Annotated in this window: 16 protein-coding genes; 10 read left to right on the plus strand and 6 right to left on the minus strand. The window is 52.2% G+C overall.

Features of this window, described 5'->3' with window-relative positions; genetic code table 11:
* Window positions 1-57: 57 nt before the first annotated feature.
* Window positions 58-1,344 (plus strand): C4-dicarboxylate transporter DctC, encoded by a 1,287-nt coding sequence (gene dctA, locus ABVN44_RS15490; RefSeq protein ID WP_000858228.1) that lies wholly within the window; start codon window positions 58-60, stop codon window positions 1,342-1,344.
* A gap of 219 nt (window positions 1,345-1,563) precedes the next feature.
* Complete coding sequence (locus tag ABVN44_RS15495; protein WP_001163182.1) at window positions 1,564-3,051, plus strand: pitrilysin family protein; 1,488 nt, start codon at window positions 1,564-1,566, stop codon at window positions 3,049-3,051.
* A 53-nt stretch (window positions 3,052-3,104) separates the two neighbouring features.
* On the opposite strand, the gene ABVN44_RS15500 is transcribed toward ABVN44_RS15495, so the two are convergent.
* Window positions 3,105-4,034 (minus strand): sugar kinase, encoded by a 930-nt coding sequence (locus ABVN44_RS15500; RefSeq protein ID WP_000037583.1) that lies wholly within the window; start codon window positions 4,032-4,034, stop codon window positions 3,105-3,107.
* A gap of 228 nt (window positions 4,035-4,262) precedes the next feature.
* Between ABVN44_RS15500 and pdeH the strand changes: the two genes are divergently transcribed.
* Window positions 4,263-5,030, plus strand: a complete 768-nt coding sequence (gene pdeH / locus ABVN44_RS15505) for a cyclic-guanylate-specific phosphodiesterase (protein WP_000595626.1) — start codon at window positions 4,263-4,265, stop codon at window positions 5,028-5,030.
* A 109-nt stretch (window positions 5,031-5,139) separates the two neighbouring features.
* The gene (locus ABVN44_RS15510; protein ID WP_000158680.1) at window positions 5,140-7,200 is read left to right on the plus strand and encodes an AsmA family protein; all 2,061 of its coding nucleotides are present in this window, start codon (window positions 5,140-5,142) and stop codon (window positions 7,198-7,200) included.
* Between the two features lie 39 nt (window positions 7,201-7,239).
* On the opposite strand, the gene ABVN44_RS15515 is transcribed toward ABVN44_RS15510, so the two are convergent.
* From ABVN44_RS15515 to ABVN44_RS15525, 3 genes are all read right to left on the minus strand, one after another.
* Window positions 7,240-8,562 carry an MFS transporter gene (locus ABVN44_RS15515; RefSeq protein WP_001148981.1) on the minus strand — a complete coding sequence of 441 codons (1,323 nt, stop codon included), beginning with the start codon at window positions 8,560-8,562 and terminating at the stop codon, window positions 7,240-7,242.
* A 350-nt stretch (window positions 8,563-8,912) separates the two neighbouring features.
* Window positions 8,913-9,941: an inner membrane protein YhjD gene (gene yhjD, locus ABVN44_RS15520; RefSeq protein ID WP_000191231.1), complete on the minus strand. Its 1,029-nt coding sequence runs from the start codon at window positions 9,939-9,941 to the stop codon at window positions 8,913-8,915.
* Window positions 9,942-10,013: 72 nt separating this feature from the next.
* On the minus strand, window positions 10,014-10,913 hold the full coding sequence (locus ABVN44_RS15525; protein WP_000358051.1) for a LysR family transcriptional regulator: 900 nt from the start codon (window positions 10,911-10,913) through the stop codon (window positions 10,014-10,016).
* Window positions 10,914-11,543: 630 nt separating this feature from the next.
* Between ABVN44_RS15525 and ABVN44_RS15530 the strand changes: the two genes are divergently transcribed.
* Window positions 11,544-12,146 (plus strand): helix-turn-helix transcriptional regulator, encoded by a 603-nt coding sequence (locus ABVN44_RS15530; protein WP_001196084.1) that lies wholly within the window; start codon window positions 11,544-11,546, stop codon window positions 12,144-12,146.
* A 5-nt stretch (window positions 12,147-12,151) separates the two neighbouring features.
* Here ABVN44_RS15530 and ABVN44_RS15535 read toward each other — a convergent pair whose 3' ends face one another.
* Entirely contained in the window at window positions 12,152-12,508 is a 357-nt protein-coding gene (locus ABVN44_RS15535; RefSeq protein ID WP_001120249.1) for a glycoside hydrolase family protein, read from the minus strand.
* A 280-nt stretch (window positions 12,509-12,788) separates the two neighbouring features.
* Between ABVN44_RS15535 and ABVN44_RS15540 the strand changes: the two genes are divergently transcribed.
* Window positions 12,789-14,378: an STY4199 family HEPN domain-containing protein gene (locus ABVN44_RS15540; RefSeq protein WP_023232293.1), complete on the plus strand. Its 1,590-nt coding sequence runs from the start codon at window positions 12,789-12,791 to the stop codon at window positions 14,376-14,378.
* A gap of 12 nt (window positions 14,379-14,390) precedes the next feature.
* On the opposite strand, the gene ABVN44_RS15545 is transcribed toward ABVN44_RS15540, so the two are convergent.
* On the minus strand, window positions 14,391-16,040 hold the full coding sequence (locus ABVN44_RS15545) for an alpha,alpha-trehalase (RefSeq protein ID WP_000934257.1): 1,650 nt from the start codon (window positions 16,038-16,040) through the stop codon (window positions 14,391-14,393).
* Between the two features lie 326 nt (window positions 16,041-16,366).
* On the opposite strand from ABVN44_RS15545, the gene ABVN44_RS15550 reads away from it, so the two are divergent.
* The 4 genes from ABVN44_RS15550 to ABVN44_RS15565 all read left to right on the plus strand — a co-directional run bounded on the left by ABVN44_RS15550 (window position 16,367) and on the right by ABVN44_RS15565 (window position 20,521).
* Window positions 16,367-17,086 carry a GntR family transcriptional regulator gene (locus tag ABVN44_RS15550; protein WP_000572568.1) on the plus strand — a complete coding sequence of 240 codons (720 nt, stop codon included), beginning with the start codon at window positions 16,367-16,369 and terminating at the stop codon, window positions 17,084-17,086.
* Window positions 17,087-17,261: 175 nt separating this feature from the next.
* Complete coding sequence (gene fraB, locus ABVN44_RS15555) at window positions 17,262-18,239, plus strand: 6-phosphofructose-aspartate deglycase (RefSeq protein WP_077248388.1); 978 nt, start codon at window positions 17,262-17,264, stop codon at window positions 18,237-18,239.
* Between the two features lie 63 nt (window positions 18,240-18,302).
* Window positions 18,303-19,148 carry a fructose-aspartate kinase gene (fraD, locus tag ABVN44_RS15560; protein WP_023232291.1) on the plus strand — a complete coding sequence of 282 codons (846 nt, stop codon included), beginning with the start codon at window positions 18,303-18,305 and terminating at the stop codon, window positions 19,146-19,148.
* 53 nt (window positions 19,149-19,201) lie between these two features.
* Window positions 19,202-20,521, plus strand: coding sequence for an anaerobic C4-dicarboxylate transporter family protein (locus tag ABVN44_RS15565; RefSeq protein WP_000498935.1), 1,320 nt, complete (start codon window positions 19,202-19,204; stop codon window positions 20,519-20,521).
* The last annotated feature ends 39 nt before the right edge of the window (window positions 20,522-20,560 follow it).

A 20,560-nucleotide genomic window follows, 5' to 3' on the forward strand; every position in this document is an offset into this window, starting at 1 on the left:
GGCCGCAGGTTACTCATAACCTTACAAGACCTGTGGTTTTTACTTCAAGGACACCCTATGAAAACCTCTCTGTTCAAAAGTCTTTATTTTCAGGTCCTGACAGCAATCGCCATTGGTATTCTCCTTGGCCATTACTATCCTGAACTGGGCGCACAAATGAAACCGCTTGGCGACGCGTTCGTTAAGCTCATTAAGATGATCATCGCTCCTGTCATTTTCTGTACTGTCGTGACGGGCATCGCAGGCATGGAAAGCATGAAAGCGGTGGGCCGTACCGGCGCGGTCGCGCTGCTTTACTTTGAAATTGTCAGTACGATTGCGCTGATTATCGGTCTTATCATCGTCAACGTTGTGCAACCTGGCGCCGGGATGAACGTCGATCCGGCAACGCTGGATGCGCAGGCGGTGGCCGTTTATGCCGCACAAGCCAAGGAGCAGGGCATTATTGCCTTCCTGATGGATGTCATACCGGGCAGCGTGATCGGCGCGTTTGCCAGCGGCAACATTCTGCAGGTCTTACTGTTTGCGGTGTTGTTTGGTTTTGCGCTGCACCGTTTGGGCAGCAAAGGCCAGCTCATTTTCAATGTGATTGAGAGTTTTTCGCAGGTCATTTTCGGCATCATCAATATGATCATGCGCCTGGCGCCGATTGGCGCATTCGGCGCGATGGCCTTCACCATCGGTAAATACGGCGTCGGTTCTCTGGTGCAACTGGGGCAGCTCATTATCTGCTTCTATATCACCTGTATTCTCTTCGTGGTGGTGGTGCTGGGGACGATTGCACGGGTAACGGGCTTTAGCATTTTTAAATTTATTCGCTATATCCGGGAAGAATTACTCATTGTGCTCGGCACCTCCTCTTCCGAGTCAGCGTTGCCGCGTATGCTCGATAAGATGGAAAAACTGGGGTGCCGTAAGTCGGTGGTAGGGCTGGTGATCCCGACGGGGTATTCGTTCAACCTCGATGGCACCTCTATCTACCTGACGATGGCGGCGGTGTTTATCGCCCAGGCGACCAACAGCCATATGGATATCTTCCACCAGATAACGCTGCTGGTCGTGTTGCTGCTCTCGTCAAAAGGCGCCGCGGGCGTGACCGGAAGCGGCTTTATCGTGCTGGCGGCCACTATCTCCGCCGTAGGTCATTTGCCGGTGGCGGGACTGGCGTTAATCCTCGGTATCGACCGCTTTATGTCCGAAGCGCGCGCGCTGACTAACCTGGTGGGTAACGGCGTGGCGACGGTGGTGGTTGCCAAATGGGTGAAAGAGTTAGATCACCAAAAGCTGGACGATGTGCTTAATAATCGTGCGCCGGATGGCAAAACGCACGAAATTTCCTCCTAATCTCGCCACTTATGCCCGTAGTCCCTTCCAGGACTGCGGGTGTTTGCGCATAATTGACCCCTGCGCCCAAAGCATACAGCATGATGCTTAGGGATTATTTCACTTCTTCCGTGACATTTTTAGGTTCTCGCGGTCTAACACGAAGTGTTTTTACGTCATATTCAGGCATCCCTGCCGGGGCTGTCTTTTTATTACCAGGATTGTTGATCAGGGGTTCACATGCAGGGCACAAAAATTCGACTCTTAGCGGGCAGTCTGTTGATGTTGGCCTCTGCCGGCTATGTGCAGGCAGATGCGCTCCAGCCCGATCCGGCATGGCAACAGGGGACGCTGGCTAATGGGTTACAGTGGCAAGTGTTGGCTACGCCTCAGCGCCCCAGCGATCGTATTGAAGTTCGTCTCCAGGTTAATACCGGTTCGCTCACCGAAAGTACGCAACAGAGCGGGTTCAGCCATGCGATTCCCCGTATCGCGCTGACGCAAAGCGGTGGTCTGGATGCCGCACAGGCACGTTCTTTATGGCAGCAAGGGTTTGATCCGAAACGTCCCATGCCGCCCGTTATTGTTTCTTATGATTCCACGCTCTATAACCTCAGTTTACCCAATAACCGTAACGATCTGCTGAAAGAAGCGCTGACCTATCTGGCTAACGTCTCCGGTAAATTAACCATTACGCCAGAGACGGTGAATCATGCGTTAAGCAGCGAAGATATGGTTGCGACGTGGCCAGCAGATACTAAAGAGGGCTGGTGGCGTTATCGGCTGAAAGGGTCGGCGTTATTGGGGCACGATCCCGCGGAACCGTTAAAGCAGCCAGTAGACGCAGCCAAAATTCAGGCTTTCTATGAAAAATGGTACACCCCGGATGCCATGACGCTGATTGTTGTCGGCAACATTGATGCGCGCTCCGTCGCCGAGCAGATCAATAAAACGTTCGGTACGCTGAAAGGTAAACGCGAAACGCCCGCCCCGGTGCCGACGCTTTCGCCGCTGCGGGCGGAATCAGTGAGCATTATGACCGATGCGGTGCGCCAGGATCGTCTCTCCATTATGTGGGATACGCCGTGGCAACCGATTCGCGAGTCGGCGGCGCTGTTGCGCTACTGGCAGGCGGATCTGGCGCGCGAAGCGCTGTTCTGGCATATCCAGCAAGAGCTTACTAAAAATAACGCGAAAGATATTGGTCTGGGGTTTGACTGCCGGGTTCTGTTCCTGCGCGCGCAGTGCGCCATCAACATTGAATCACCTAATGATAAGCTCAATACCAATTTGAGCCTGGTGGCGAATGAACTGGCGAAAGTACGCGATAAAGGTTTGTCGGAAGAGGAGTTTACTGCGCTGGTGGCGCAGAAAAATCTCGAATTGCAAAAGCTGTTCGCGACCTACGCGCGTACCGATACTGACATTTTGACTGGACAGCGTATGCGCTCGCTGCAGAATCAGGTGGTGGATATCGCGCCGGAGCAGTATCAGAAGCTGCGTCAGAATTTCCTCAACAGCCTGACCGTTGATATGCTCAATCAGAATTTACGTCAGCAGCTATCGCAGGAGATGGCATTAATTTTGCTGCAACCGCAAGGCGAGCCGGAATTTAATATGAAGGCGTTAAAGGCGACGTGGGATGAAATCATGGTCCCGACTACTGCCGCCGCTGTTGAAGCAGATGAGGCGCATCCGGAAGTGACGGAGACACCGGCGGCACAGTAAGCTGCCGCCTGTCGGCCCGGTAAGCGCAGCGCCACCGGGCAAGAGCGAATGACTTACTGCGGCATCGCGTCGTGCGGAATAATGGCCCCACGGTACTGAATCACCGTGCTGGCCGTCAGGTGTCCGCGCTTCGCGGCATCCGTCGCGCTGCCGCCCGTCAAACGAACGGCCAGATAACCGGCGCTGAAGGAGTCGCCTGCGGCAGTGGTGTCTATCACTTTCTCTTTCGGCAGTTTCACTGCCGGAACGTCAATGAGCGCCTCGCCCTGAATCGAGACCAGGCAAGAGTCCGCCCCGCGTTTTACCACCACTTCCTGCACGCCTGCCGCATGGGTGCGGGCAATGACCTCTTCCACGGGTTGCTGACCCCATAGCGCGTCTTCATCGTCCAGTGTCAGGAAGGCGATATCAGTACATTCCAGCATCTTTTGATAGACCTGCTGCGTTTCTTCGCGACTTGTCCATAAACGCGGGCGATAGTTATTATCAAAAATAACTTTCCCGCCGTTGGCCCGACATTCACGCAATAAAGACAGCAGCTTATCACGGCTGGTCGGGCTTAAAATTGCGAGGCTAATGCCGCTCAGGTAGAGATAATCGAAGGTCGCCAGCGTCTCGCAGATAGCCGCTGACTGCTCGCTCTCCAGCCAGAATTTCGCTGCCGCTTCGTTACGCCAGTAGTAGAAGGTACGCTCGCCAGTGTCATCGGTTTCGATGTAATAGAGGCCTGGCAGGCGATTTTCCATCCGCTGCGTTAGCGAGGTATCCACATTTTCATGCTGCCACGCCTCCAGCATCTGTTGGCTGAAACTGTCGGTACCCAGCGCCGTCACATAGTGAACGGCCAGAGCGGCAGAATCGACCTGACGGGCAATATAAACGGAGGTATTCAGCGTGTCGCCGCCGAAGCCGCGCTGAACATCAGCGCCTTTCTGCGACAGCTCAATCATGCATTCGCCAATCACGGCAATCTTTTTAGACATAGTCGTGAACCTGATCTGTAAAAATTAGCGTTAGTGTGCGCTGTGGATGTTTAGTGGTCAATAATATTAAAACATCGGTCCATTATTTTTTTGAGCAAGTGCGTATTTTTGACAAGTTTCGGGGTCTGTTTTTATTTTGCCAGGGACCGAGGGTAAAGTTCTCTGCCTGAACGCCGATAACCTTTGACGAGTCCGGACAGTCACACTCCCATTAACAGGACAACTGAGATGATAAAGCAGGTTATCCAGCAGCTACGCGTTCCTGATGCAGGTATAGAGAATTTGCAGGAACGGCGCTATTGGCTGCAATGCGAGCGTGCCTATACTTACCAGCCGATATACCAGACGGATGGCCGTCTGATGGCGGTTGAACTTCTCACTGTCGTCACCCATCCTGATAACCCTTCCAGACGTATTGCCCCGGATCGTTATTTCGCGGAGTTAGCGGTTCGACACCGCATTGACGTAGTGAAAGAACAACTTCATCAGCTCGAACAAAAAGCGGATTTTTTCACTCGCCATCACTTATTGGCATCGGTCAATGTCGACGGCCCTACGCTGATTGCCATGCGACGACAGCCGGACATTCTGGCAGCGATGGAGCGCTTACCCTGGCTGCGTTTCGAACTGGTGGAACATATTCGTTTGCCGAAAGACTCCTCTTTCGCCTCGATGTGTGAGTTCGGCCCGCTGTGGCTGGATGATTTTGGTACTGGTATGGCCAATTTTTCAGCGCTGAGCGAAGTGCGTTATGACTACATTAAAGTGGCGCGCGAGCTGTTCGTCATGCTGCGTCAGTCCCCGGAGGGACGCAACCTGTTCACTCTGCTGCTGCAACTGATGAACCGCTACTGCCGCGGCGTTATTGTCGAGGGCGTGGAGACGCTGGAAGAGTGGCGTGATGTGCAGCGTTCGCCCGCCTTTGCCGCCCAGGGCTATTTTCTTTCTCGACCCGTGCCGCTGATATCGCTCGAAGAGGTGATTCTGACCCTGTAACGCCAGACTGTTCCCGTAATACGTGGTATTACGAGGCGCGGTCATCCTCCTTTTTCGTCTGGCTGAACTATCTTTAGGACAGGCAAGGGAAGAAGTGAGGAAATAACACATGACTAAAGCAGGCAAAATAACCGCCGCCATCACAGGGACTTTCTTGTTGTTGATCGCCATAGTGATTTTGTTGATCGCAACATTTGACTGGAACCGCCTCAAACCGACCATCAACCAGAAAGTCTCTACCGAATTGAACCGGCCTTTCGCTATTCGCGGCGATTTAGGCGTGGTGTGGGAACGCCAAAAACAGGAGACCGGCTGGCGAAGCTGGGTACCGTGGCCGCATGTTCACGCGGAAGACGTCATTCTCGGCAATCCGCCGGATATTCCGGAAGTCACGATGGTGCATCTGCCACGCGTTGAGGCGACGCTTGCCCCACTGGCGCTCCTGACCAAAACCGTCTGGCTGCCGTGGATCAAACTGGTGAAACCCGACGCGCGTCTTATTCGTCTGTCCGAGAAAACCAATAACTGGACCTTTAACCTCGCGCAAGACAAGAATACGGACCCCAATGCTAAACCTTCCGCCTGGTCCTTCCGGCTGGATAATATTCTCTTCGACCAGGGGCGAATCGCGATCGATGATAAGGTCAGTAAAGCGGATATCACTATTCTGGTCGATCCGTTAGGCAAACCGTTGCCGTTCAGCGAAGTGACGGGAACGAAAGGCAAAGCAGACAAATCCACCGTGGGTGACTACGTCTTCGGCCTGAAGGCGCAGGGGCGTTATAACGGGGAACCGTTGACCGGTACGGGGAAAATAGGTGGTATGCTGGCGCTACGCAGCGAAAGTACGCCTTTTCCTGTGCAGGCCGATTTCCGCTCTGGCAACACGCGGGTGGCTTTTAGCGGCGTGGTGAACGAGCCGATGAAAATGGGCGGCGTCGATCTGCGGCTTAAATTCTCTGGCGATTCACTGGGCGATTTATATGATTTAACCGGCGTGCTGCTGCCGGATACGCCGCCGTTTGAGACCGATGGGCGACTGGTGGCGAAAATTGACGCCGAAAAGTCATCGGTATTTGATTATCGCGGTTTTAATGGGCGCATTGGCGACAGTGATATCCACGGCTCCCTCACTTATACCACCGGTAAACCGCGCCCTAAACTGGAAGGCGATGTCGAATCGCGCCAGTTACGACTGGCCGATCTTGGGCCGCTGATTGGCGTGGATTCCGGGAAAGACGCTGAGCAGTCGAAACGGTCTGAACAGCGCAAAGGCGAGAAGAATGTTCAGCCGGCGGATAAAGTGTTGCCTTACGATCGCTTTGAAACCGACAAATGGGACGTCATGGACGCCGATGTCCGATTTAAAGGCCGACGTATTGAGCATGGCGGCAGTCTACCGATTAGCGATCTTTCGACCCATATCATCCTGAAAAATGCCGACTTACGTCTACAGCCGCTGAAGTTTGGTCTGGCAGGCGGCAGTATTGTCTCCAACATCCATCTGGAAGGGGATAAAAAGCCAATGCAGGGGCGGGCGGATATACAGGCGCGTCGGCTGAAGCTTAAAGAACTGATGCCGGATGTGGAGCTGATGCAGAAAACGCTGGGCGAGCTGAACGGCGATGCGGATATTCGCGGGACGGGCAACTCGGTCGCCGCGCTGCTTGGCAACAGTAACGGCAATCTGAAATTATTGATGAATGATGGATTGATTAGCCGCAACCTGATGGAAATCGTGGGGCTGAACGTCGGCAACTATATTGTCGGGCAGATTTTTGGCGATGACGAAGTGCGGGTTAACTGCGCGGCGGCGAATCTCAATATTGCGAACGGCGTGGCGCGACCGCAAATTTTTGCTTTTGATACAGAAAATGCGTTGATTAACGTGACCGGTACGGCGAGCTTCGCCTCTGAACAGCTCGATTTAACCATTGATCCGGAAAGTAAAGGGATTCGTATTATTACGCTGCGATCGCCGCTGTACGTGCGTGGGACATTTAAAAATCCGCAGGCGGGCGTCAAGCCCGGCCCGCTGATTGCGCGCGGCGCGGTTGCGGCAGCGCTGGCGACGTTGGTAACGCCCGCCGCCGCGCTATTGGCGCTCATTTCGCCCTCTGAAGGCGAAGCCAATCAGTGCCGGACGATTTTAACGCAGATGAAGCAGTAACGTGAAACGTAGCGCCGGATGATGCCATCCGGCGCCCTATTACAACGCCTGATGACGCGTCTCATGAGTTAACAGCAGTGCAATCAGCGTCAGCGCCGCCATTGACGCCAGGTAAACCCCTACCGCCGCCAGCCCGTAGTGGCTTTGCAGCCATGCGGCAATATACGGCGCGACGGAAGCGCCCAGAATCGATGACACATTGTAGGAAAACGATGCGCCGGTATAGCGCACTTCCGTCGGAAATAGCTCCGGCAGCAGCGCTCCCATTGGGCCGAAGGTCAGCCCCATCAGGCTCAGGCCTAACAACAGGAACACGAATACCAGCGCTGGATTGCCTGAACCCAGCAGCGGGGTAAAGGCGAACAACGCGAAGAGAATGATGAGCGTGGTAATGATGACCATGCTTTTCCGACGACCAAATGCGTCCGCCAGCAGGCCGGCGACGGGCACCATCACGCCAAAACCAATCACCGCCATCATCAGCATCCACAGTATTTCATTGCGCGGCAAGCCAAGCCCCACCGGCGCGGCGGCAGTGCTGTAAGTCATGGAATAGACGGTCATGATATAGAACAGCGTGTAGGTCGCCAGCATGATAAACGTGCCGAGAATGGTTACGCGGACATGCTTCGTCAGCAACGTGCCCAGCGGTATTTTTACCTGTTTTTTCGCTGCGGCGACTTTCGCAAACACCGGCGTTTCATGCAGCGACACGCGCACATACAGGCCGATAATCACCAGCACCGCCGAGAAGATAAACGGCACGCGCCAGCCCCAGCTCATAAACTGCTCGTCGGTCAGCAGCCAGGAGAGCAACAGGAAGGTGCCATTGGCAAAGAAGAAGCCGATCGGCGCGCCCAACTGCGGGAAGGAGCCATACAGCGCGCGTTTGCGCGGCGGCGCATTCTCCGTCGCTAATAACGCCGCGCCGCCCCATTCGCCGCCCAGCCCCAGTCCCTGACCGAAACGCGCCAGCGCCAGCAGCAGCGGCGCGAAAATACCTATCGTCGCGTAGCCCGGTAACAGACCGATAATGACCGTGGAGATCCCCATCGTCAGCAGCGAAGCCACCAGCGTGACTTTGCGGCCTACCCGGTCGCCGAAGTGGCCGAATAGCGCAGAGCCAATCGGACGCGCCACAAACGCGATAGCGAAGGTGGCGAGCGATTGTAGCGTTGCCGCAGTGGGATCGCCCTGGGGGAAGAAGATAAGGGGGAACACGATCACCGCAGCGGTGGCGTAAATATAGAAGTCGAAGAACTCAATTGCGGTGCCGATAAGCGAGGCAATAACGACTTTATTGCGTGAGTTTACCGGAACATGTTCCTGCTCATGGTCGAGTGTTGTGGCGGTTGCTTGCATACTATTTTCTTATTTTTAGCGAACGAATAGCCATATTACGCACAGCAAAAGTTATATTTCAATGTGTAACAAAAGCCAAAAATGGTCAAAAAAAGCGCAAAAAGGGGATAATGTTTAAGCCAGCCATTTTGCGTCTATGAAATGCTTCACATAATTTTAGAATTGGTGGATAAAACTGGTTTATGGTTAAATAAAAGTTAATTACTGGATTTATATGCTGAAACAATGAGATGAGGCGGAAGGACGTGCCTGATTGTACCGCCGGGTACGCTTTGCTTGCCCGGCCTGGGACCACACGCCAGTAGGCCGAATGACGACGCCGTGCGTGCCATTCGGCAGCAAGCCGCAGACTAGCGTTGCGTTTTACCCGGCATTCGCGGGTCGTCCTTATATTCGGCGGTGGCTATCCAGGCCGCGCAGAATAACGTCAGGCGGGCAAAAAAGTAGAAGAACGCCATCAGACCGAGTACGGAGCCAAACGCCGCGCCGGAAGGCGATTTCACCAGTGACGGCAGCGTATAGGTCATAATGATTTTAATCACCTCAAAACCGATAGCGGCAATAAATGTCCCGCGAATCAAGGCTTTTTTACGTGGACGATGGCGGGGCAGTCGCCAGAAAATCCAGAAAAAAAGCAGATAGTTGGCAAAAATAGAGATGGCCAGACCGATCAAATGCCAGGCCGGTTTTAACCATTCGATGCTGTCGAGATACAAGGCGGAGATGATCATCTGCTGGGCGGAACCGGCGATGGAAGTAATGGACAGCGTAATGATTAAAGCGATTAATAATCCAATCAGCGAGATAAAATCGCGCAGATATTTGAGCCAGATTTTCTCCTGATCCTGTGGCTTGCGCTCCCAGACGTCCCGTGACTGGGCGCGAATCGCTTCCCGCAGGTTGCCCATCCAGTTAACGCCGGAATAGAGTGCGATACCCAGTCCGACCAGCCCTACCGTGGTACGCTGTTGAACCGCCGTATTAATCGTATTTTTAAGCGTGGACGCCAGTGTAGGATCGCTCACATTCATCAATATCTTGCTGAAAATATCTTCCAGTAGATTAGGGTGCGAGGCGAGGATAAAACCTGCCGCGGCAAAGGACACCATCATTATCGGGATCATCGACAGAAACGAAAAGTAGGTGATAGCCGCGCCAAACTGATTACCCAGTCGATCGTTAAAACGTTCGGTCGCGCGAATGAGGTGGGCCACCATTGGTTGACGCTGTATTTTTTGCATCAGGGTGGTGACGGAATGCAACGCCTGATTTGCCTTTTCGTTTTTTTCCGGGGCGTCATGCGGCTGCGTTTCTATTTTTTGTATCGGGTCGTGCTCCAGTTCCTGAATAGGGCGTTTTACGTCATTTTCCTGCGTCATCAGGTCGGTAGTCCTTCATCATTAATAGAATATGTCAGTATAGCTTCTCCCCGGTGGATGCTGAAAATGCGGCTACTCTGCGGCCTCTTTAATGGTTTCCGTCAGCCATACCATAAACAGGTGTACCCGGCGGGAAAGATTACGGCGATGGGGATAATGCAGCGTCACCGGCAGTGGAGCGGCGCGATATTGCGGTAAAATTTCAATGAGCGTTCCGGCGCGTAACGCCTCCCGTACAGCAATGCGCGGCGTCTGAATGATTCCTAATCCTGCCAGACAGGCCGTATGCCAGGTCTCCGTACTGTTTACCGTTAGCATTCCGCCGGTTTTTACCCACTGCATACCGTGGGGAGTTTCAAAGGCAAAACCCGGTGAAGAAACTCCCGGGGTCAATGAATAATGCACCACCGCATGTGAGGCGAGATCGTCAAGGTTTTCCGGATACCCAAAGCGCGCCAGGTATTGTGGGCTGGCGCAGTTCACCCTTCTCAGTTTGCCAAGCGGGCGCGTCAGTATCCCCGGCGCATGTAGCGGCTCTGTACGCACCACACAGTCGAAATCTTCCCGTAGTAAATCGACCTGTCGATCGCTACTACAAAGTTCCAGCGCAATGCCGGGATACTGATGCAAAAAAGTGGGCAGGCGCGGCATGATGAGGCTGTTCGCGAGACCTGGCGGGATATCTACCCGTATTTTGCCACTGATACTGGCGGGATCAGGCTGGAAAAGACCCTCCAGTTCATCCAGGTTACTCAACAGATCTTTTGCCCGTTCGTAGTAAACCATACCGTCCTGAGTAAGCTGTACCCGCCGGGTGGTGCGGTGGAGCAGGCGGATGCCCAGTTGATGTTCTAACGCTTGTATTTGCCGTGAGACGCTGCCTTTGGGAAGGCCGATATCTTCTGCTGCACGGGAAAAACTTTCCCGTTCCGCCACGCGTACAAACAATTTCATTGCATATATTTTATCCATCATCAGGCTCTATTATTGTTTTTATTGAAACAGTGACGCTGAAGCGGCTGGTTTTATTGATTTTCTAGCATCTAATAAGCCCTTTCGCAATCATTGCTCGCGTGACGAATACGTCTGATCGCGTTGCGCGGCGGATTTATCGCCTTCCGGCCAGGCATTTTAGCGCCAAAAAGCCGATAAACGGGGCGAGGGCGGTAAAACACGCCGATAACAGCGGGTGCAGTGGGGCAGAGAAATGCATGTACATACACGGTATTGTCATTGACCCATCGTCGCGGTTTTCAGGCGGATTGGCTATTTTTTAACAAAATGTGCTACTTTATTTTTTGTAACACATCAGGCGAAAAGCAGATATTTCCTTTGTGACGCGCCAGGCGTACTCTTCATTAAATTAATATTCAAATTAGCCTTGGCTGTTCGCGCTAATAAGATATTCCTTACTTTAAAAGGCTAATTTTAGCGAATTCTGTAATCCCGATGTTGAAGCTGTAAATATTCATAACCTTTCCCTTCCTCAACCAATGACTATCGGTAAAATGGCCTATACCAAATGGCGACTTCTTATTTTACCCTACGGGTAATACCCTTCCTCATCTTGAGACTATTATCTTACCCAGGTGGAGAAAAGTAATGCAGGTAATCATGTTTGACAGGCAGTCAATATTTATTCATGGAATGAAAATCAGTTTGCAGCAGCACATTCCAGGAATAAGTATCCAGAGTGTCGGTCAGGCAGAAGAACTCTGGCAAAAAATAGAAAGCGCGCCGGATGCGCTGGTCATGCTGGATAGCGGCCTGGATGCTGAGTTTTGCCGCGAGGTGTTACAAAGAACCGCGCAGCAATTTCCGGAGGTGAAGATTATTATCACGGCGATGGATGGCAGTCAAAAGTGGCTGCATGAAGTCATGCAATTTAACGTTCAGGCCGTGGTGCCACGCGATTCTGATGCCGAAACCTTTGTCCTTGCGCTCAATGCTGTCGCTCGCGGGATGATGTTTTTACCGGGGGATTGGTTAAATTCAACGGAGCTGGAGTCCCGTGATATAAAAGCGTTAAGCGCCCGCCAGCGGGAAATTTTACAGATGCTTGCCGCAGGAGAATCAAATAAACAAATTGGGCGGGCGTTAAATATTAGTACCGGGACGGTTAAAGCGCATCTGGAGTCGCTTTACCGGCGGCTGGATGTAAAAAATCGTACCCAGGCCGCCATGATGTTAAATGAATCGAATTAACGACGTTAAATTCGCAGTCCGCTTATTTCTGGCTGTGAAATATCACCCGTATTGATTAATGATAAAAAACGCTGATGTCCGATGCTGAACATCAGCGCAATAAGCGTTTCGCGTTGAAACCGATCGTTAAGTTCCGGCAAACAATTCTGTAGCAGTATATCGCAGCTATTGAGGTCATCCAGCAAGAATGCCTCCGCCTGGTCGGGCGTAATGAACGTCAGCGTCTCATCCGGCGTCAACATATGCCCGTAACCAATCACCCAGTTACCCTGCCGATCGCGATACTTTTCCAGCGACAGACCCTGCCACTGTTTAATAAACGCGATGCAGGCGGAGCTAAAGCGAGATGAAATGTGCGGCATGGCATCTTTCTCATAAAAAGCGCGATTATAAAGTGTGCTGCACGCGTGGCTAGCGGTCAGACGGCCAAACGCAGGCAGGGAAAAGGTCTATGCCGTTCAGCGTCACGCCGCGTTGACAGAATGAAAAACTGATGTTTTTGGTTAGTAACCGATCTTCTTATAAATTTGCAATCATTAAGATTAAGTCACTGAAATGTGGCTAAATCTGTTATATCTATGAAAAAACATAATTAAAAGAAAACGAAGATCTCGTCGCGGGATCGTCTTTTTAGGGAAGATAATGACGAATAGCGCTTCGCAGGCGACACGCGCGCCTTTTGAACATAGCCTGGGGATTATCCGCCAGGCATCAATAGAAATCCTGCTGCTGCTGGGTATTCATACCACAGAGGGAAAAGAGCCCCGGTGGTTCATGGAACAACTTGAGCAGGCGCGTCTTAACCTGGGCGGTTGGGGCGCGGTGGCGAAAAAATTGCGGATAAATGACGCGCAGTTGAGCCAGTTTATGCTGCAACTGCGTCACCTTCAGCAGCATGTTCCCCAGTATGACAGCGGGCAAGAGGTGAGCGAAAATCAACTCCTTGCCGCGTTGCGTTTTGTCACCTCGCTGGAGCATCTACGTCAGCAGCAGCCGCTACTGACGTATCAAACTGAGCTGGAAGAACCCGACCAGGAGGCGCATCTTGAGGCGCAGCGTCAGCTTCGGGCGATAGAACTGACGTTAAAAGCGCTTATTGCGCGCGCATGGCCGGATCGGGCGTCGCTGAATCACTACCTCAAGCAACATTTCGGCCCGGACCGTTTGCGCCAGTGGTTAAAACAGGGAGAAGATCAACATGCGCTGGAGGGCATGTTGTTCAGCGAACTGGCGCTTATGGTGGTCGATAAAAAATTGTTTGCCCGTCATTACGTCAGAATTTTTAATGATGCTTCAGCGTTAACGCTGTTCGCCGAGTCGCGCACCACTCTGCGTATGTTTCTGGATGATTGTCGCCTCGCGCGAAACGAGGTTATCGCCAGGCAGCCGCTCACCTCAGCGCAGCTTATGCTGCTAAACGTTCAGTATCAGCAAATCGTTCGGCCCATCCAGCGCGCCTATGCCGAAAAACGTACCCGCGTGAATCCCGCTTCGTTTCTGCTGACGGATGAACGTGAATTGCGCCAGTTCTGGGAAACCGCGCGGCTTAAAGATCGGCAGGCCGGGGGAGATAAGCATGAGATTAGCGAGAGCATAGAACCACCGCGTAAGCGGCCTCCGCGTACGCCTGAAGAGCGTGAGCAACTTATTTCCGGCGCTTTGTGGGGCGGGGTTGGCGTCATGACGCTGGCGATACTGGCGGGCGCGTTCTGGCTATTTAGTTCGTCGTCGCCAGGCTCCGATAACGGGCAAGCGCCCGCAATGGCGCAGGATGAACCGCCGCGCGAGGCGCCTTCCGCGCGGGAAACGCTCAATCATATGGGGATTACCTGGGATGCGTTTACCATGCGGGCGGCGATAGAGCGCAATGATACGCGGGTGACGGCGCTGTTCCTCCAGGGTGGAATGAACTGGCAGCTCGCGTGGACGGAGCAGGCGTTTGCGGCAGGACATACCGAGGTGCTGCAACTGTTGTTGCGTTATCCCGCGCTGATGGATGAGGTCAAACCCTGCCGACGATTTATCACAACGTTAAGTCATGACATGTCGAGCGGCGCGCCGCTGACCGCGATGCATAAAACCTATTTGCAAACGTTTTGCACCGTTCCGGCTGTTGTGACGCGCCAGCAGCACGATACGGAGCAGGCCCGGCTGCGCGCTCAGGCCCGGCCCAGCGCAGACAATAAAAAATGGCTGAAAATTCAGTCAGCCATTTATGATGCGATTCACTGAGGCCGGAGCAGGTTAAGGCTCTCCGTAAAGGCCAATCAGGCGGCGCACCACGCCATTGGTCCAGCCGAACCCATCCTGTAGCGGATACTCGCCCCCGCCGCCTTCGCGGGGCGTACCGCCGGAAATATGGTATTTCTCGATCAGTTTATGGTGCTCCTGATAAAAATGGTTCACCGTTTTTAACCAGTTATGGGCGATTTCATCGCCCAGCATATCGTCGCCATACCGTTTGAAGCCCTGAATCGCCATCCATTGCAGCGGCGCCCAGCCGTTCGGTTTATCCCACTGTTCGCCGGTTTCGTATTCGGTCGCCATAATCCCGCCGGGCGTTAACAGACGGCTACGTACCACATTTGCCAGGCGGTCGGCCTGCTCATGGTTCGCCATACCGACATACAGCGGCACGATACTGGCGGCGGAAAAGAGCGCCATTTCTTCGCGTCGCCAGTCATAGTCCCGATAACAGCCGTTTTCATCATCCCACAAATAATGGTTCACGGCGGCGCGTCGATCGCTGGCTTTCTGGCGAAATAGCGCCTCGGTGTCACGTTCGCCTTTCAGCGCTGAAATATTGGCGATAGCGCTCTCCAGTTTATACAGAAAAGCGTTCAAATCGATAGGGATAAACTGAGTTGTACGTATGCTGGCAAGCCGGCCCGCATCGCGTAGCCAGCGTGAAGAATAGTCCCAGCCGGACGCCGCCCCGGCGCGCAAATCCCGGTAGACTTCATTGGGCGGACGACCGGAATGTTTTGCGGTTTCGACATCTTCCAGCCAGGACTCGTCGCGCGGCGTGTCGCGATCGTCCCAGTAGCGGTTCAGCAGGGAACCGTCCGGCATCCGCACAACGTGGCGATAAGCCTGGTTGAGCGCCAGCGATTCGGCGCCGTCCATCCAGAAGGCGTATTCCATTTTGAGATGGTCGAGATAACGCCGCGCGCCGCGCACGCCATCTTCTTCGAACAGTTCAACCATCAGGGCGAAAACTGGCGGCTGCGAGCGGCTCAGATAATAGGTCCGGTTGCCGTTGGGAATATGACCATAGTTTTCAATCATCCAGGCGAAATTATCCGCCATACATTTAAGTAAGTCTTCGCGCCCGCTTTCCGCCAGACCCAGCATGGTAAAATAAGAGTCCCAATAATAGGTTTCGCTAAAACGGCCTCCCGGCACGATATAGGATTGCGGCAGCGCCAGCAGCGAAGACCACGGAATATGATCCTGCGGTTCGCGCGTCAGTATCGGCCAAAGCTGGTCAATATGTTCTTTGAGCGAGTTTTCGGGGTTAGAGACATACTCGCTGGATAAGGTTTCCGGTAGCCAGAAATGGTTCTCGACGAAGCGGCGTAAGTCAAAATCACGGTGGCGTCTGACCTTACGGTAGCGGATCAAGATATCAAGCGGGTCCATCTTCGGCGCGCAGTCCGGGAACGTTTTACTGTCTGGAAACAGTTTTGTTGACTGTACATGCTCGAACAGTTCGAGATACCGATCGGCAGGGGTCAGGGCGTCAGAGGCGGGAAGCCCCTCGATCATCTCCGGCTCCGGTTCCGCCTCGATCATTTCATCCAGCTTTAACTCGCACGGGTCTGTTTCATAAAGCAGATCGACATCAATAGTCAGATCTTCAGAAGGCGTGGGGTTTAATTTCTGGTTGAGCATAATGACAAGGACCTCCGGCTTGCGTCGTAAAAGATACGGGTGTTGCCCGGCTGTCTATTAAGCGTAGACATTCGCTTCGATACCTGAGTGGCAAAGTGTGCGGTAGATCACATTTTGCAATTTACCTCTCAAGAAAAAACACTTCATAACTTACTGAATAGTATTGCGAAAATCCTATTTTCATGACGCCCGCCCCAGACCTAAAATCAGAACATTCGTTTCATAGCGGTATCACTACGTCACCGCATGGCGTGGATTCACAAGCAAAGGTAACGTAAATAGTTATAATACAAGCTATGGCACCATGATAATACAAATGGATACAAATGATCGAGCAACCCGACAGTAAAAGCGCCAAACCGCTTTATAAGCAGCTTGAAGCCGCCTTAAAAGAGGCCATTGCGCGTGGAGAGTATAAACCAGGCCAGCAGATCCCGACGGAAAATGAACTGAGCGTGCGCTGGCAGGTGAGCAGGGTCACGGTCCGTAAGGCGCTGGATGCGCTGACGCGTGAAAATTTGCTGACCCGTGTCTCCGGCAAAGGCACCTTTGTCTCTGGTGAGAAATTTCAGCGTAGCATGACCGGCATCATGAGTTTCAGCGAGTTATGCCAGTCCCAGGGACGTCGCCCGGGGTCACGCACCATCAAATCCGTTTTTGAATCGGTAGACGATGAGACAAAAGCGTTACTGAATATGAACGATGGCGAAAAAGCGGTCGTCATTGAACGTATCCGCTATGCCGACGATGTGGCGGTATCGCTGGAAACCGTACATCTTCCCCCACGTTTTGCGTTTTTGCTGGACGAAGATCTTAATAATCACTCTTTGTATGAATGCTTACGCGAGAAATACCATTTATGGTTTACCCACTCCCGTAAGATGATCGAACTGGTTTATGCCAGCTTTGAAGTCGCCCATTATCTTGGCGTCAACGAGGGTTATCCGCTGATCCTGATAAAAAGTGAAATGATTGATAACAAAGGAGAACTCTCCTGCGTTTCGCAACAGTTGATTGTCGGCGATAAAATACGGTTTACCGTATGATGTCAGCATTACGCTAACGAAGAGCAGGCTGAATCGGGATCCAGATCGCGGATCCCGATTTTTTTTGCTTTCCATCTTGATCAAATGTATTTAAATGTCATATAAAAATAACAATACATTATGAGTCATTTATGGCGAATCCTCGCCTGTATCATTGATGGAACCAGAGGAAAGCATGATGGGTATGAAAGAGACAGTTAGCAATATTGTGACCAGCCAGGCAGAGAAAGGAGGCATTAAACACGTCTATTATGTGGCGTGCGGCGGTTCTTATGCGGCGTTCTATCCGGCGAAAGCATTCTTAGAAAAAGAAGCGAAAGCGTTGACTGTCGGTCTGTATAACAGCGGAGAATTTATTAACAACCCGCCGGTAGCGCTGGGAGAAAATGCCGTTGTGGTTGTCGCCTCCCACAAAGGTAATACGCCAGAGACAATTAAAGCGGCTGAAATCGCCCGTCAGCACGGCGCGCCGGTCATTGGTTTAACCTGGATAATGGATTCACCGTTGGTGGCGCATTGCGACTATGTGGAAACGTACACGTTTGGCGACGGTAAAGATATTGCCGGAGAGAAAACGATGAAAGGCCTGCTGAGTGCGGTCGAACTGCTCCAGCAGACGGAAGGGTATGCGCACTACGACGATTTTCAGGATGGCGTCAGCAAAATCAACCGTATCGTCTGGCGCGCTTGCGAGCAGGTTGCGGAACGCGCGCAGGCGTTCGCGCAGGAATATAAAGACGATAAAGTCATTTACACCGTCGCCAGCGGCGCGGGCTATGGCGCAGCCTACCTGCAGAGCATCTGTATCTTTATGGAAATGCAATGGATACATTCCGCCTGTATTCATAGCGGTGAGTTTTTCCACGGGCCGTTTGAAATTACCGATGCGAATACGCCTTTCTTCTTCCAGTTTTCCGAGGGCAATACGCGGGCGGTGGATGAACGCGCGTTAAACTTCCTGAAAAAATATGGCCGCCGGATTGAAGTTGTCGATGCGAAAGAGCTGGGGCTATCGACCATTAAAACCACGGTTATTGATTACTTTAACCACTCTCTCTTTAATAACGTTTATCCCGTTTACAATCGGGCGTTAGCTGAGGCTCGTCAGCATCCGTTAACGACGCGCCGCTATATGTGGAAAGTGGAATATTAATTACATCAGGATGGATAAAAAAGCAGGGACGCTTTTTATTGTAAAGACAAACAAGGAATAATGATGAGCATCAGCGTATTGGGTATTGGCGACAACGTTGTCGATAAATACCTGCATTCCGGCATCATGTACCCCGGCGGTAATGCATTAAATTTTGCTGTCTATGCGAAATTAGCAGACATCCCCAGCGCGTTTATGGGGGCGTTTGGCAATGACGACGCCGCGCAGCACGTACAGGATGTATTACACCAGCTACAGATAGACATCTCTCACAGCCGCCATTATACCGGCGAAAATGGGTATGCCTGTATCCGTCTCTCGCATGGCGATCGGCAATTTGTCGCCAGCAACAAAAACGGCGTATTGCGGGAACATCCTTTTAGCCTGTCTGACGACGATCTTCGCTATATATCACAATTTACCTTAGTCCATTCCAGTATTAACGGCCACCTGGAATCGGAACTGGAGAAAATTAAACAACAAACCGTCTTACTCTCTTTTGATTTTTCCGGGCGCGGTACAGACGACTATTTTGAAAAGGTATGCCCGTGGGTAGATTATGGATTTGTCTCCTGTAGCGGGTTATCGCCAGATGAAATCAAAATAAAACTCAATAAACTTTATCGTTATGGCTGTCGGCATATTATTGCCACCTGCGGGCATGAAAAAGTTTATTATTTTTCCGGCGCGGATTATCTGGAGTGGCAACCTGCTTATATCGAACCTGTCGATACGCTGGGCGCAGGCGACGCCTTCTTAACCGGTTTTTTGCTTTCCATTTTGCAATCGGGTATGGCGGAACCCGATAAAGAAAGCGTGTTACGCGCCATGCGGCAGGGCGGGAAATCGGCGGCGCAGGCGTTATCTCATTACGGCGCATTTGGTTTTGGTAAACCGTTTGCACAATAGGTTACGTCTCTCAATGTAAAGCGACACTCACTCCAGATAACCCAGGAGGAAGTATGTTTTGGACGGAATTATGTTTTATCCTTGTGGCCCTGATGATAGGCGCCAGGATCGGCGGCGTATTTTTAGGGATGGTCGGCGGGTTAGGCGTCGGCGTGATGGTTTTTATTTTTGGCTTGACGCCTTCTACGCCACCGATTGATGTTATTCTGATTATTCTTTCTGTTGTCCTGGCGGCCGCTTCTTTACAGGCCTCCGGCGGGCTGGATTTACTGGTCAAACTGGCGGAAAAAATTCTGCGTCGCCACCCTCGTTACATTACGTTATTAGCGCCGTTTATCTGTTATATCTTCACTTTTATGTCAGGAACGGGGCATGTCGTTTATAGCTTGTTACCGGTTATTTCTGAAGTCGCACGGGATTCTGGTATTCGACCGGAACGTCCTTTATCTATTTCCGTTATCGCATCGCAACAGGCGATCACCGCCAGTCCTATATCTGCCGCCATGGCGGCGATGATTGGTTTAATGGCGCCGTTGGGCGTCTCTATTTCAACCATAATGATGATTTGTGTGCCCGCCACGTTAATCGGTGTAGCGATGGGGGCAATAGCGACCTTTAATAAAGGAAAAGAGTTAAAAGACGATCCGGAATATCAACGTCGGCTTGCTGAAGGGTTAATTAAACCTGCGCAGAAAGAAAGTAAAAATACGGTGGTCACTTCGCGCGCCAAATTGTCGGTGGCGTTATTTCTGACCAGCGCGATCGTTATCGTTCTGTTAGGACTGATTCCGGCGCTGCGGCCCATGGTGGAAACAGCGAAAGGGCTACAACCGCTTTCGATGTCCGCCGCTATCCAGATTACGATGCTCTCTTTTGCCTGCCTGATTGTGTTGTTATGTCGGCCGCAGGTCGATCAGATTATCAGCGGTACGGTATTTCGGGCGGGCGCGCTGGCGATTGTCTGCGCCTTCGGCCTGGCCTGGATGAGTGAGACGTTCGTGAATGGTCATATCGCGTTGATTAAGGCAGAAGTGCAAACTCTATTGCAACAGCATACCTGGCTTATCGCCATTATGATGTTTTTCGTGTCCGCTATGGTCAGCAGCCAGGCGGCAACGACGTTAATTCTGTTGCCGCTGGGGCTGGCGTTAGGGTTGCCCGCTTATGCATTAATCGGCTCCTGGCCTGCCGTTAACGGCTATTTCTTTATTCCGGTGGCGGGGCAGTGTCTGGCGGCGCTGGCTTTTGACGATACCGGTACGACGCGTATCGGCAAATATGTGCTTAACCATAGTTTTATGCGTCCGGGATTAGTTAACGTGATTGTCTCGGTCATTGTCGGGCTGTTAATAGGAAAAATGGTCCTGGCCTGATTGTTATTAATATTTTTATAGCACACGTCACTTATTATT

Origin of the sequence: Salmonella sp. SJTUF15570 (assembly GCF_043357055.1) — a bacterium.
In the GTDB taxonomy this organism is placed as follows: domain Bacteria; phylum Pseudomonadota; class Gammaproteobacteria; order Enterobacterales; family Enterobacteriaceae; genus Salmonella; species Salmonella enterica.